The 12789-nt window shown below is 67.9% G+C and carries 13 protein-coding genes; 4 read left to right on the plus strand and 9 right to left on the minus strand.

Annotated elements, in window-relative coordinates; genetic code table 11:
• Positions 1 to 79: 79 nt before the first annotated feature.
• A complete protein-coding gene (locus DIE16_RS28460) occupies positions 80 to 1042 on the plus strand; it encodes a helix-turn-helix domain-containing protein (RefSeq protein WP_124893863.1) in 963 nt (320 codons plus the stop codon).
• 92 nt (positions 1043 to 1134) lie between these two features.
• Here the strand turns inward: DIE16_RS28460 and DIE16_RS28465 are convergent, their stop codons facing one another.
• The 4 genes from DIE16_RS28465 to DIE16_RS28480 form a co-directional block, all read right to left on the minus strand.
• Positions 1135 to 2724 carry a GMC family oxidoreductase gene (locus tag DIE16_RS28465; protein ID WP_409333461.1) on the minus strand — a complete coding sequence of 530 codons (1590 nt, stop codon included), beginning with the start codon at positions 2722 to 2724 and terminating at the stop codon, positions 1135 to 1137.
• A 187-nt stretch (positions 2725 to 2911) separates the two neighbouring features.
• Positions 2912 to 3880, minus strand: coding sequence for a helix-turn-helix domain-containing protein (locus DIE16_RS28470; protein ID WP_124524110.1), 969 nt, complete (start codon positions 3878 to 3880; stop codon positions 2912 to 2914).
• 588 nt (positions 3881 to 4468) lie between these two features.
• Positions 4469 to 5416 carry an aldo/keto reductase gene (locus DIE16_RS28475; RefSeq protein WP_124489009.1) on the minus strand — a complete coding sequence of 316 codons (948 nt, stop codon included), beginning with the start codon at positions 5414 to 5416 and terminating at the stop codon, positions 4469 to 4471.
• Between the two features lie 359 nt (positions 5417 to 5775).
• On the minus strand, positions 5776 to 6396 hold the full coding sequence (locus tag DIE16_RS28480; RefSeq protein WP_124489010.1) for a LysE/ArgO family amino acid transporter: 621 nt from the start codon (positions 6394 to 6396) through the stop codon (positions 5776 to 5778).
• 106 nt (positions 6397 to 6502) lie between these two features.
• On the opposite strand from DIE16_RS28480, the gene DIE16_RS28485 reads away from it, so the two are divergent.
• Positions 6503 to 7396 (plus strand): LysR family transcriptional regulator ArgP, encoded by an 894-nt coding sequence (locus DIE16_RS28485; RefSeq protein WP_124524112.1) that lies wholly within the window; start codon positions 6503 to 6505, stop codon positions 7394 to 7396.
• A gap of 60 nt (positions 7397 to 7456) precedes the next feature.
• Here the strand turns inward: DIE16_RS28485 and fnr are convergent, their stop codons facing one another.
• The 3 genes from fnr to DIE16_RS28500 form a co-directional block, all read right to left on the minus strand.
• Complete coding sequence (fnr, locus tag DIE16_RS28490; protein ID WP_044846467.1) at positions 7457 to 8203, minus strand: fumarate/nitrate reduction transcriptional regulator Fnr; 747 nt, start codon at positions 8201 to 8203, stop codon at positions 7457 to 7459.
• A 178-nt stretch (positions 8204 to 8381) separates the two neighbouring features.
• Complete coding sequence (locus DIE16_RS28495) at positions 8382 to 8849, minus strand: universal stress protein (RefSeq protein ID WP_124524114.1); 468 nt, start codon at positions 8847 to 8849, stop codon at positions 8382 to 8384.
• A gap of 368 nt (positions 8850 to 9217) precedes the next feature.
• Positions 9218 to 9628 (minus strand): DUF3005 domain-containing protein, encoded by a 411-nt coding sequence (locus DIE16_RS28500; protein WP_124524116.1) that lies wholly within the window; start codon positions 9626 to 9628, stop codon positions 9218 to 9220.
• Positions 9629 to 9907: 279 nt separating this feature from the next.
• On the opposite strand from DIE16_RS28500, the gene DIE16_RS28505 reads away from it, so the two are divergent.
• Positions 9908 to 10141: a hypothetical protein gene (locus tag DIE16_RS28505; RefSeq protein ID WP_044846464.1), complete on the plus strand. Its 234-nt coding sequence runs from the start codon at positions 9908 to 9910 to the stop codon at positions 10139 to 10141.
• Between the two features lie 137 nt (positions 10142 to 10278).
• Positions 10279 to 11199 carry a serine O-acetyltransferase EpsC gene (gene epsC / locus DIE16_RS28510; protein WP_124524118.1) on the plus strand — a complete coding sequence of 307 codons (921 nt, stop codon included), beginning with the start codon at positions 10279 to 10281 and terminating at the stop codon, positions 11197 to 11199.
• A 131-nt stretch (positions 11200 to 11330) separates the two neighbouring features.
• Here epsC and DIE16_RS28515 read toward each other — a convergent pair whose 3' ends face one another.
• Both DIE16_RS28515 and folE read right to left on the minus strand, forming a co-directional pair.
• Complete coding sequence (locus DIE16_RS28515; protein ID WP_124524120.1) at positions 11331 to 12134, minus strand: SDR family oxidoreductase; 804 nt, start codon at positions 12132 to 12134, stop codon at positions 11331 to 11333.
• Positions 12134 to 12763, minus strand: a complete 630-nt coding sequence (folE, locus tag DIE16_RS28520; protein ID WP_044846461.1) for a GTP cyclohydrolase I FolE — start codon at positions 12761 to 12763, stop codon at positions 12134 to 12136. The genes DIE16_RS28515 and folE overlap by 1 nt, the downstream gene beginning before the upstream one ends.
• Positions 12764 to 12789 lie beyond the last annotated feature (26 nt).

Genomic DNA, 12789 nt, shown 5'->3' on the forward strand with positions numbered 1-12789 from the left:
CATCGCACCGCAACAACAACCAGACGCACCATCCCCCAATCCGTGCCGCTCCGCACGACGGGCGCCCGCAGGAGGCGACGTGACGAATTCGACCGTTCTTTCATGCACGCGCGGCTCGACGGCCGACGTGCCGGTGCGCGACCGGATGGCCTACTGGGATGCGTTCAACGCCGCGACGCTGGTCGGCCTGCGCTGCTCGTCGCTGTCGCCGGCCGGGCTCGAGGTCGAGAAGACCGATCTCGCGCTGCCGGGGCTCGGCGTGGCCGACATCAGCGGGCGCGATCACGTGATCGAGCGCAGCCCCGCGCTGGTGCGCCAGTTGCCGAAGGAGTCGCTGTTTGCGTGCCAGATCCTGAGCGGTCGCGCGTATTTCATCCAGCGCGAGCGCTGCCTGCTCGCGGAAGCCGGCGACATCGTCGTGTACGATACGCGCGTGCCCTATCTGTTCGGATTCCTGACGCCGATGCGGCAATTGCTGATCGATATCCCGATTGCCACGTTCGACGATCGATTCGACGCGGAGCTGGCGGCGCTGCCGTTGCGGATCGCGCCGAAACCGGGTGCGGGCGCGATGCTCGGCGCGACACTGCGCGCGAGCGTCGAGCGCTTCATGAAGGCGCCGGTCGAAGACGACGCCGCGCGCTTCGTCGAACACACGCGCATGCTGGTCGCGGAACTCATCGACGCCGAAGTGAACGGCGCACGCGCATCGCGCGCGTCGCTGTCGTACCTGCTGACCGCGAAGCAGTACATCGCGACCCATCTCGGCGATCCGGAGCTCGGGCCACAGGCGGTGGCCGATGCGGTCGGGCTGTCGTTGCGGCACCTGGGCCGGCTCTTCGCGGCCGAAGGCGAGTCGATCACGCAGCACATCTGGTCCGAGCGGATGACGCATGCGCATCGCGAGCTGACCGACGCGCGCCTGCGCAAGACGAGCATCGGCGAGATCGCGTTTCGGTGGGGCTTCTCCAGCCAGGCGCACTTCAGCCGTGCGATTCGCGAGCGCTACGGTGCGTCGCCGATGGCGCTGCGCAGCGCTTGACGTTGAAGCAGCGGAACCGATGCCGACGCGGCGCGTGGCTCACGCGCCGCTTTCGTTTTCATTGCATGCCGGTCGCGGCGTGAGTCGCCGCGTCACTCCGCGAGCATGAACTCGGCACAGCGTTCCGCGATCATGATCGTCGGCGCGTTCGTGTTGCCCGATACGATGCGCGGCATCACCGATGCGTCGCAGATCCGCAATCCGTCGATCCCTTGCACCGCGAGACGCGGCGTCACGACCGCGGTTTCGTCGCTCCCCATCCGGCAGGTGCCGGCCGGGTGATAGACGGTTTTCGCGCGGCACCGCACGTAGTCGGCCAGCGCGTCGTCGGTCAGCGCTTCGGCTTCGCGGACGATGCGGGCGAGCGACGGCGCGCGGATGATCTTCCGGGCGAGCGCGACGCCGCGCACGAGGCCGTCGACGTCCGCCGGATCCGACAGTGCGCCGCTGTCGAACCGGATCGGCACGGCCGGATCGTTGCCGCGCAGTTGCACCGAGCCGCGCGAACGCGGCCGCAACAGGCACGGATTGATCGACAGGCCGTGGCCCGGCAGCGGTGCGCGATCGACGTCGCCGACGAGCGTCGGCAGCACGTGGAACTGGATGTCGGGGCGGCCGCTGCCGGTCGTATCGACGAACGCGCCGGATTCGACGACGTTCGACGTCAGCAGGCCCGTGCGGGTCAGCATCCATTGCAGCCCGTGCCGCAGCGCCTTCAGCCCGCGATCCTCGCCGAACAGGCTGATCGGCGAGTGGCTGTAGCCGTAGATCGAGACCTCGAGATGGTCCTGGAAATTCGCGCCGACTTCCGGGCTGTCGTGCAGCACGTCGATGCCGTGCGCGCGCAGGTGCGCGCCGGGTCCGATGCCCGACAGCATCAGCAGCTTCGGCGTACTGAGCGCGCCGGCGGCGAGTACGACGTCGGCGCGGGAGGTGGCCGAGCCGGTCGCGCCGTTCTCCATCCGCCATTCGACGCCGGTCGCGCGCCGGCCGTCGAAACGCACGCGGGTCACGCGGCAGCCGGTCAGCACGCGCAGGTTCGGGTCGCCGAGCGCGTCGGCGAGATAGGTCGCCGCGGTGCTGCCGCGCTGCCCGTCGAAAATCGTCGTGTGGTAGAAGCCGGCGCCGTGCTGCGCGGCGCCGTTGAAATCGTCGTTGTACGCGATGCCGGTTTCCTGCGCGGCCTTCACGAACGCCAGGCTCAGCGGATGCCGGAAGCGCGTGTCGCCGACCTTCAGCGGCCCGTCGGTGCCGTGGAACGGCTCGGACAGCCGCAGGTGCGACTCGGCGCGCTTGAACACCGGCAGCACGTCGCTCCAGCGCCAGCCCGTGCAGCCGAGCGCGGCCCATTCGTCGTAGTCGGCGCGCGTGCCGCGCACGTACAGCATCGCGTTGACCGAACTGCCGCCGCCGAGCGTGCGGCCCTGCGGCACGTAGGTCCTGCGTCCCGCCGCGCCGGCCTGCGGCTCGCTTTCGAACGTGACCGTGCGCTGCGTGCCGAGCACGCGGATGAACGTCGCCGGAATCCGGATGAACAGGCTGTCGTCCTTCGGGCCGTCCTCGAGCAGCAGCACGCGCCTGCCGGCCTTCACCAGTCGATGTGCCACCGTGCAGCCGGCCGAACCGCCGCCGACGACGATATGGTCGTACGTCTCCATCCCGCTTTGTCTCCTCGCTGTCAGGCGGCGGAACGAGCACCGCCGCGCAGGAAGCCAGCTTAGCGACGGGCGCGTGTCCCCGTTTGACCGGGGCGGACGCCGGGCTTGCTTCGCGCGGACACGGCGGCGCGCCGCGGCGGCTCATGCAGCGATCTCGTTGCGCTGACCATTGGCCGTGGATTGCGCAGCGGGAGAACCCGGCGACGAGTGGCTAGCGCGGGTTGCCCGGCGCGCGCGTGTCGCTCGGCGTCTCGCCGAAGCGCGCGCGATAGCTGCGGCTGAAGTGCGCGCTGTTGTTGAAGCCCCAGCGGAACGCGATTTCGCTGACCGTCAGGTGTTTCAGCGATCGGTCGCGCAGGTCGGCGCGGCAGCGTTCGAGACGCCGCGCGAGGATGTAGCGCGTGAGCGGCATCCCTTCGATTTCGAAGATGCGCGCGAGTTGGCGCGGCGACAGGTTGATCGCGCGGCTGACCGACCGGGTATCGAGATCGTCGTCGGCGAGATGGCTGTCGATGAATGCCTTCGCGCGCGACAGCGTGTGGACGGTCGACTTGGTCGGCGACGCGTCGCCTTCGCGCAGCCGCAGCATCGACTGCATCAGGTCGAGCATCGCGGCGGCGCGCCGTTCGCGCGCGGTGGGCATCGATTCGTGCGGTTCGGCGAGCAGTGCGTAGAGCTGCCGCGCGGCCCACGACGTGACGCCGTCGTCGCGGTCGATCTTGACGACGCTGCGATGGCGCCACGGGCCCACGTGCGCTTCGAACACGTCGCGCGGCACGTCGAGCACGGTCATCGCCATATTCGCGGGAAAGCCGTGACCGTACGGCATCGACGTGTCGTACAGCACGATGTCGCCGGGCGCATGCTGGATGCACTCGACGTCCTGGAACGTATAGCCCTGCCCTTCGTGCATCAGGCACACGAACACGGCGTCGCGCGGGTCCGCGTGGATGTTGTGCGGCGTGCGCACGACCGCATGCCGGTTCGCGACGATGTCGCACACCCCCAGCAGCCCCAGGTCGCGCTTGCGCAGCGACGCGTCGATGCCTTCGGACGATTTGCCGCTGCATTCGATGCGCACGAGCGAGCGGGCGACATGGTCGACCCAGAAGTCGACGCGTTCGTCGCCGCGTACGGCGCGCGTCGAGATCGACACGATTCCCGTGCTGATGTCCGGCATGACGTCCTCCCAATGACCGCCCGAGCGGCGCAGTCTCGGATACGCCGGCGGGCGCGGTCAATCGGTGAAAGACCCGGGGCGGGCCCGGGATGCGCTTGCGGCGGCGCGTTGCGGCCGGATGTCCGTGTGAGTCAACGAATATGGCCGGGAAAGGCAAAACGTGCGGGCGTGTGCGGGGTATGTTGTTCGGTTCGGTTCGGTTCGAACGGTGAGACGCGCAGCTGCTTCGTTATACGGAATAAAAGTCGCGTGCCGCCGGATCGTCTCGTTGAAGCTGCGCGGTGGTCGCGTGATTCGTCGAGCTCGCATCTCGCGCGCTGGCCAAGCGATGGCGGTATGCATGTTTGCGTGCCGCCGAAGACCTGGGGCAGCGGTGTGTCGTGGACTTTTTTCGTTGAGTTGGAACAGAAGCGCGTGTTGTCGGATCGCATTGCCGAAACCGCGCGCCGGTCGAGTGATTCGCGGCGCTCTTCCCGCGCGCGCGGCGTGAGCGATGCCGACGTCCCTGTTCGCGTCACCCGCGCCTCGCACCGGCGGCTTGAAGCGCGAAACGCCGCGATTCAAGCCGTCATCTGCTTGTACGCGACGTCAGACCGCGCTGGCCGCGTCGATCTTCCGAATGTCCTCATCGTCGAGCCGCACGCGAATCGCCTCGCCGAGCAGCGCGAGCTGTTCGAGCGACGTCGCGCTCGCGATCGGCGCGGTGATCGTCGGCCGCGCGATCTGCCATGCGAGCGCGATCGCGGCCGGCTGCGTGCCGTGCTTCGCCGACACATCGTCGAGCGCCGCGAGAATGCGCAGGCCGCGCGCATCGAGATAGCGGGCGACGCGATCGCCGCGCACGCTCTTCTTCAGGTCGGCCTCGCTGCGGTACTTGCCCGACAGGAAGCCGCTCGCGAGCGCGTAGTAGTTGACGACGCCGAGCTGCAGGTCGCGCACGACCGGTTCGAGATCGCGCTCGTAGTCGGCGCGGTTGATCAGGTTGTATTCCGGCTGGATCACCTGGTACGCGGGCAGGCCGTCGCGCTTGCTGATGTCGGCGGCTTCGCGCAGGCGCGCGCCGCTGTAGTTCGACGCGCCGATGATGCGCACCTTGCCCGCGTCGATCAGCGTCTGGTATGCGGCGAGCGTTTCTTCGAGCGGGGCCGTGTCGGCCAGATCGCGGTGCGAAAAGTACAGGTCGATGTAGTCGGTCTGCAGGCGGCGCAGCGAATCGTCGGCGGCCTTCAGGATGTTGTCTTTCGTGAGGCCCGCACGCGCGTCTAGCAGGCCGACCTTGGTCGCGATCACGACCTGGTCGCGCTTGCCGGAACGCTTCAGCCACTTGCCGATGATCGTCTCCGATTCGCCGCCGCGGTTGCCGGGCACCCAGGCCGAATAGACGTCGGCCGTGTCGATGAAGTTGATGCCGGTGTCGGCGAGCGCGTCGAGCAGCGCAAACGATGCGTTTTCGTCGACGGTCCAGCCGAAGACGTTGCCGCCGAAGGCGAGCGGGGAAACCTGGATGTCCGAGGTGCCGAGGGTGCGTAGTGCCATGTTGCTCTCCGGAATCTGAAGGGTGACGGGTTGGAGCGACGGGATTGGCCGCGATGAATGCGACGGGACGGCGGTCGGGTGAAGCACGTTCGCCGTTGTCGCGGGACGCTGGAACATTCTCGCCGATCGACCGGATTCGTGCAGCGGGCGCGCGGCCGTGAAGACGGAGGAATTGCAGCGGACGGCGGACGCATCGTCTGCTGCGTGGGTCATTCGTGCCGCCGCGTTCGATCGGGAACCGAATTTTGTTGCGGCCGGGCGCGGCAACGGGAGAGACGGGCGGAGCTGGCCGCTTCGCCGCAGCGGAACGAAAAGCGGGCGGCAAGTTGCCGCCCGCGATCGATCATTCACCGAGGCCGTTATCGCAACTGCACGGCCGCCAGGAACAGCACCATGCTGCCGATCGCGCCGTCCAGCACGCGCCACGCGACGGCCTTGCGGAACCACGGCGCGAGCAGTCGCGCACCGTATCCGAGCCCGAGGAACCACACGACGCTGACCGACATCGCGCCGATCGCGAACGCCAGCCGCGTGCCTTCCGGCTCTCGCGCACCGGCCGTGCCGATCAGCAGGAACGTATCGAGATACACGTGCGGGTTGAGCCACGTGAACGCGAGCGTCATCAGCACGATCGCGACCGCGCTCTGCGGCGGCGGCGCGACGGCGTCGCCGCGCACGTCGAGCGTTGCGTGTCCCGGCTTGAACGCGCGACGCAGCGCGTTGAAGCCGAACCATGCGAGATACGCGAGGCCGACGTACAGCACCATGTGGACGAAGGTCGGATAGCGTTCGACGAGGACCGACGCGCCGCCGACGCCCGCGCCGATCAGGATCATGTCGGACAGCGCGCACAGCAGCACGATCTTGCCGACATGCGAGCGCATGATGCCTTGCCGGAGCACGAATGCGTTCTGCGCGCCGATGGTGACGATGAGCGACCCGCACAGAGCGGCGCCGTGGGAAAAAGCGATCCAGTTCATGATGGGGAGCGGTGACGCAGTAGACGGGTGAATCGGTTGGCGCTAGTCTGCGGTGAGCTGAGACATAAGAGAAGCTAATTCACCTAATGCAGATTAAGGAAATCTAATGCTCGACTACGCATTGCTCGATGCCCTCGCGGCGGTGATCCGGCACGGTTCGTTCGAGCGGGCGGCCAAGGAGCTGAACGTCACGCCGTCGGCGGTATCGCAGCGCGTGAAACTGCTGGAGGAGCGTGTCGGCAGCGTGCTCGTCAAGCGCGGGCAGCCGTGCGTCGCGACGACGTCGGGTGCGCTGCTGTGCCGGCATACCGAGCGCGTGCAATTGCTCGAGGCCGAACTGGGCGGCCGGATGCCCGCCTTGCCGGGCCAGATCGCGAGCGCATGGCCGACGTTGCGTGTCGCCGTCAACGACGACAGCGTCGCGACCTGGTTCATCGATGCGGTCGGGCCGTTCTGCACCGAGCGCGAGACCTTGCTCGACCTCGTGATCGACGACCAGGACCATACGGCCGCGCGAATTCGCGATGGCAGCGTGCAGGGCGCGGTGACCGCGCAGGCCGAGCCGATCCAGGGATGCCGGTCGACGCGGCTCGGGCGTATCCGCTATCGCGCGGTGTGTTCGCCGGCGTTTTACGCGCGCTATTTTGGTGCGGGCATCACGCGCGATGCGCTGCGCCGCGCGCCGTGCGTGATGTTCAATTCGAAGGACGGCTTGCAGGCGCGCTTCGTCCGGCGCGTGACGCGCGCGGATCTCGATCCGCCGCAACACTGGATCCCGCACGTCGCGGGCTACCTGCGCGCTTGCGAAACGGGGCTGGGATGGGGGATGTGCCCGGACCGGATGGTCGATCGCCAACTGGCGGCGGGCGAACTGGTCGACATGTCGCGCGGGCGGACCGTCGATATCGATCTGTACTGGCAGAGCTGGCGCCTGTCGATCGGCTGGCTCGACGACTTCAGCGCGGCACTGAAGGCGCGCGCCGCGCTGTTTCTCGACTGATCGAGGCGGGCGCGGCGAATGGCGGCCGGCGTCGGCGCGCAGGTCACGCGCCGCGCGGGGTCAGACGTGGTGCAGGCCGTCGAAGTCGACGATCTGCACGAGGCGGCCGTGCATTTCGATCAGGCCGCGCTTCTGGAACTTCGACAGTGTGCGGCTGACCGTTTCGAGCGTCATGCCGAGGTAGCTGCCGATGTCTTCGCGCGTCATCCGCAGGTTGAATTCCGACGGCGAGTAACCGCGCTTCAGGTAACGCGCCGACACGTCGAGCAGGAATGCGGCGACGCGCTCTTCGGCGTTCAGCGAACCGAGCAGCATGGTCTGCGACGTTTCGCGCACGATCTGTTCGCTCATCAGCTTGTGCATCCGCAGCTGCATCGTGCCGGCTTCCGAGCACAGCGACTTGAGCGCGCTGTACGGAATCACGCAGACCGAGCTGTCTTCCAGCGCGACCGCGGTGCGCGGGTGCGTGTCGTCGCAGATGCCGTCGAGGCCGAGCGCCTCGCCCGCGAGGTGCAGGCCGGTGACCTGCTCGCGGCCGTCGTGGCGCGTGGCGACGGTTTTCAGCGAACCCGAGCGCACGGCGTACAGGTTGTCGAAGGTGTCGCCTTCGCGGAACAGCGCTTCGCCGCGCTTGACCGGGCGTGCCGCGCAGATGACCGATTCGAGGCGGCTGAGCGCGTCGGGTGCGAGGCCCTGCGGCATGCACAGGTGCCGCATTGCGCACGACGAGCAGTGCGGGGCCTGGCGGGGCGCCCAGGTGCCTGCATGGGACGGTACGGCGGGGCGTGTGGCGACGGGCGTCAACATGATCGTTTACTCCGGCATTGAATCGACGGAATCATTGTCCCACCGCAAGTTGCCGCTGTCGGGCGACAAAACGTCGCGACCGCGCGCACATGCCGCGGGCATTGCAGCGGCCTGCGTGCAGGCACGCCGCTGCGCGTGCGCGCCGCGCCGCGCACGCCGATGCCGATGCCGACACCGCTCAGCCTTCCTGATCGTCCGTATGCGCGGCGGCCGGGATCAGCAGCACGGGCAGCGTCGCATGCCGCACGCACTGTTCGGCGATGCTGCCGAGCACGAGGCGACGGAACCCGCGGCGGCCGTGCGTGCCGAGCACGAGGAGGTCGGCGCCGAATGCTCTCGCACCGTCGAGGATCAGCGTCGACACGTCGTTGAGCGACGACGCCTCGCTCGTCAGCGTCTCGCCCTTCACGCCGGCCGCCTGCATCAGCTTCGTGAAATCCGCCGCGAGCGCATTGCCTTGCGCGATGAGCTGATCGCGCAGCACGGACGGGTCGTAGCCCGGCACGTTGTAGTAGATCGCGGCGTTTTCGACGACGTAGAACGGCTGCAGTTCGGCACCGTGCTCCTTTGCGAGCGCGAGGGCGGCGTCGAACGCGTGGCGTGCGGTGTCGCTGCCGTCGATGGCAACCAGAATGCGCTTGTACATAGTGTCTCCGAGTGGCGGATTGAACGGAAGTCGGCCGAACGGCCGGGCCGGCCGTGCGTCGCTGCGAGGCAGGGTAAACCAACGGCGGGGACTTTGCAGCGACGTGCCGGCGGTCGCGAATGGGCATTGAAGCGCATCCGTATCGCGATGACGTGACTTCGATCAATGCCGATGCATCGGCGTCGTGAAATCCCGCGTGCCGAACCCGAACCGGGCGCCGATATCGATTCCGGCGCCGATTCGGAAGATCGCACCGCCTGCGCACCGAGCGACCGGCCGGCGCGCGAACGCGCACGCCGGTCCGCCGCCATCGGCCGTCGGCGCTCTTCAACCCGCCGATCGAACGATCGATTCAAACGCTGCGTGCGTTACCGCGGCACCGCGGTGATTTCGATCACCCGTTCCGGCCGGCGTCCGTGGCCGGGCCAGTGCGCGCTGCCGTACATCCGGTGAACCGGGCCGTACGGCGTGTCGCCCGCGTGCGACGGCGCGTCGAACCCCTTCTCGATCACCATGTAGCCGGCCCGCAGCGCGAACGCCGGATGATTGCCGCCCGGCCGGCTGTCGAAGCCGGCGAAGCCGTCACCAGCCTCGGGCATCGCGTTGACGAGCGACGCGTTGCTGCCCGTGATCTGGTCGGGCGGGAAGGGGCTGCCGCTCGCGAGACGCGCCGCCTCGCGATTCTTGCCGTCGGTGTCGACGGTGCTGTCGTGCGTGTCGTCGTTGTCGAGTTCGATGCTGCGCGGATGCGCGGCGTGCGCTTGAGCTGACGTTTCCATCACGGCTCTCCTGGCGGCGTAGCGCTCCGGATCGAAGCAAATCCCGTTCCGGGCAAGACGGGAAAATGGTGCGCGGGCGATCGCCGCAGTCGCGTGGCGCGCACTGATTTGTCATGATTTATTTCAGCTAGAACACCCGTTTTCTACAGAGTATGATTCTTTTCCTGCGAAGCGGCGACAGGGGATGCAGTACGCGCCGACTCTGCCCGCACCGGGCGCCGCAGCACCCTTAGAGACGGGTAGCGAACAACAAGCAAAGGGACTAGAGGTGGCGGATTCATGCAAGCGACTACTGCCTTCACGCACCGCGGTTATCTGTTGAATTGCGCGCCCGCGCGCGCCACTGACGGATCGTTCAAGCCCTACGTCGTGATCTCCCGATCGAGTGACGGGGAACTCGTCGCGAACCGTTTTTTCCCGAGCGAGCTCCAGTTCAACGACGAAGGCGACGCGATCGCGCATGCGCGCGACTGGGCCGTGCGCTGGATCGACGCGAGCAGCGTCACGATCTGACGCCGTCGCGCGGCGGCAGCGGCGGCCGTCCGGCCGATCCCCCGGCGTGCCGCCGCCCGGCGAAAACGCGGTAATCTTGCGGAACCCGTCACTTTATTAGCGGCCGTGCGATCGCGCGCGGCTGCCTGCATTGGCATATGTCGACATCACCCGCCCGTCAGTGGGGCCTCGAAGAAATCGTTGCCGGCTTGCGCGAATCGCGCGAGGAACTTCACCGCACGCGTCATCCGCGCGGCATCCGCGAGCTGCCGTCGCGCGACGCGATCTGCAAGATCGTCACCGGCCTGCGTGCGTCGATGTTCCCGACGCACTACGGCGCGCCGGATCTGACCGACGAAAGCGTCGACTACTACGTCGGCCACACGCTAGAAAGCACGCTGCGGATCCTGTCCGAACAGATCCGCCGCGCGCTGCCGTTCCTGCCTGAGCATGCGGACACGCCATTCGCGGAACTCGACGAACGCGCGTTCGAGATCGCGCGCGAGTTCGGCCGGCAGTTGCCGGCGGTTCGCGCGCTGCTGGTCAGCGACATCCAGGCTGCCTACGCGGGCGATCCGGCCGCGCAGCACATCACCGAGATCCTGCTGTGCTATCCCGGCGTGTTCGCGATGATGCACCATCGGCTCGCGCATGCGCTGCACCAACTCGGTGTGCCGCTGCTCGCCCGCTTCATCAATGAAATCGCGCACTCGGCCACCGGCATCGACATTCACCCGGGCGCGCAGATCGGCCCGAGCTTCTTCATCGATCACGGCACCGGTGTCGTGATCGGCGAAACCGCGATCATCGGCGAGCGCGTGCGCGTGTACCAGGCCGTCACGCTCGGCGCGAAGAGCTTCCCGGCCGATGGGGACGGCACGCTGGTGAAGGGCAACGCGCGGCATCCGATCGTCGAGGACGACGTGGTGATCTATGCGGGCGCGACCATTCTCGGCCGCGTGACGATCGGGCGCGGCTCGGTGATCGGCGGCAACGTGTGGCTTACGCACAGCGTGCCGCCCGGCACGAGCGTCGCGCAGGGCAAGGTCCGCGAAGGCGGCAGCGGCGAGAAGCCGTAACGCGGCGCGCGAACGGCGAAACTGTCGTTCGCGCGGCGCAGGCGCAGGCGCAGCGAAGGCGAAGGCGCGCGCCGACACCCGCATACCGGTGTGCCAAGAGGGTGCACGGCTGCCGCCGCACCCCCGCTTCGTCAGTGCTTGCCGGCCGGCGAGCGATGCTTGTAGAGCACGTCCTGGTCGACGCGGATCAGGTTCTGCCCCGCATCGACGACGAAATCCACGCCGTTGTACGCGCTGCCCGTCAGCAGCAGGATCGCGCTCGCGACGTCGTCGGGGCCGGCGATGCGCGCGAGCGGCGTCGACGCGCGGCTCGCGTGTTCGAAGTCGGCCTGCGTCTGGTCGTCGCTCGGCAGCATCAGCCCCGGGAACACCGCATTCACGCGCAGCACCGGCGACGACGACAGCGCGAGCATCTGCGTGAGGTTGCCGAGCGCGGCCTTCGCGACCGTGTAGCTGAAATGGTCGCGGTGGAAGTTTTCCTTGATCTTCTGGTCGACCACGTTGACGACGACGCCCTGCGTGCCGGCCGCGCGGGCCCGTTCGTAGAACGCGCGCGTGAGCAGGATCGGCGCGCGGCAGTTGACGGCCCAGGCCTGGTCGAATGCCGCAAGGTCGAAGCTCGGGAAATGGTCCTGCCAGAACACCGACGCGTTGTTGACCAGCACGTCGAGGCGGCCGAAGCGCGCATAGACCTGGTCGATCAGTGCGGTGATCTGCACGGCATCCGACAGGTCGGCCTGCAACGCGACCGAATCATGCCCGCGTTCGGCGATCGTGCGGGCGGCCGCCTGCGCGGCATCGGCGGAGCGGTCGTAATGGACCGCGGTGCGATAGCCGTGCGCGGCGAAATACTCGGCGAACGCGCGCCCGGCCCGGCGCGCGGCGCCGGTCACGAGCACGACCGGCGCGTGTGCCGCTTGCTTCGTGGACTGCATTACGTATTCGTCAGGTTGACTGAAGAAGGATTGGCGACGATCGACAGGAATTCGCGCCGCGTCGACGGATCGGTGCGGAACGTGCCGAGCATGCGCGACGTGACCATTTCGACGCCCGGCTTGTGAATGCCGCGCGTCGAGATGCACTGGTGCGCGGCTTCGAGGATCACGCCGACGCCCTTCGGCTGCAGCACGTCGAACAGCGTGTCGGCGATCTGCACGGTCATCTTTTCCTGGATCTGCAGGCGCTTCGCAAACGCGTCGACGAGACGCGCGAGCTTCGAGATGCCGACGACGCGATGGTTCGGCAGATACGCGACGTGCGCGCGGCCGATGATCGGCACCATGTGGTGCTCGCAGTAGCTCTCGAAGCGGATGTCCTTCAGCACGATCATCTCGTCGTAGCCGTCGACTTCGCTGAACGTGCGCGCGAGGATGTCGCGCGGTTCCAGCGCATAGCCGGCGAAGAACTCTTCGTATGCGCGCACGACGCGCGCCGGCGTGTCGAGCAGCCCTTCGCGGGCGGGATCGTCGCCGGCCCAGCGCAGCAGCACGCGAACGGCATCCTCCGCTTCTTCGCGGCTCGGCCGGGATGCGGCCGGCTCGGGCCGCGCGTTCTTTTTACCCATCTAGTCGCTCCATCGAATGCGGCCGC

The sequence above is a fragment of the Burkholderia sp. Bp9090 genome (assembly GCF_003857985.1).
Lineage (GTDB): Bacteria > Pseudomonadota > Gammaproteobacteria > Burkholderiales > Burkholderiaceae > Burkholderia.

Excerpts from the sequence above, each read along its gene's own strand:
- DIE16_RS28470 (WP_124524110.1), bottom strand. The coding sequence starts at position 3,880 with ATGCCGGACATCAGCACGGGAATCGTGTCGATCTCGACGCGCGCCGTA.
- DIE16_RS28475 (WP_124489009.1), bottom strand. The coding sequence starts at position 5,416 with ATGGCACTACGCACCCTCGGCACCTCGGACATCCAGGTTTCCCCGCTC.
- DIE16_RS28480 (WP_124489010.1), bottom strand. The coding sequence starts at position 6,396 with ATGAACTGGATCGCTTTTTCCCACGGCGCCGCTCTGTGCGGGTCGCTC.
- DIE16_RS28485 (WP_124524112.1), top strand. The coding sequence starts at position 6,503 with ATGCTCGACTACGCATTGCTCGATGCCCTCGCGGCGGTGATCCGGCAC.
- fnr (WP_044846467.1), bottom strand. The coding sequence starts at position 8,203 with ATGTTGACGCCCGTCGCCACACGCCCCGCCGTACCGTCCCATGCAGGC.
- DIE16_RS28495 (WP_124524114.1), bottom strand. The coding sequence starts at position 8,849 with ATGTACAAGCGCATTCTGGTTGCCATCGACGGCAGCGACACCGCACGC.
- DIE16_RS28500 (WP_124524116.1), bottom strand. The coding sequence starts at position 9,628 with ATGGAAACGTCAGCTCAAGCGCACGCCGCGCATCCGCGCAGCATCGAA.
- DIE16_RS28505 (WP_044846464.1), top strand. The coding sequence starts at position 9,908 with ATGCAAGCGACTACTGCCTTCACGCACCGCGGTTATCTGTTGAATTGC.
- epsC (WP_124524118.1), top strand. The coding sequence starts at position 10,279 with ATGTCGACATCACCCGCCCGTCAGTGGGGCCTCGAAGAAATCGTTGCC.
- DIE16_RS28515 (WP_124524120.1), bottom strand. The coding sequence starts at position 12,134 with ATGCAGTCCACGAAGCAAGCGGCACACGCGCCGGTCGTGCTCGTGACC.
- folE (WP_044846461.1), bottom strand. The coding sequence starts at position 12,763 with ATGGGTAAAAAGAACGCGCGGCCCGAGCCGGCCGCATCCCGGCCGAGC.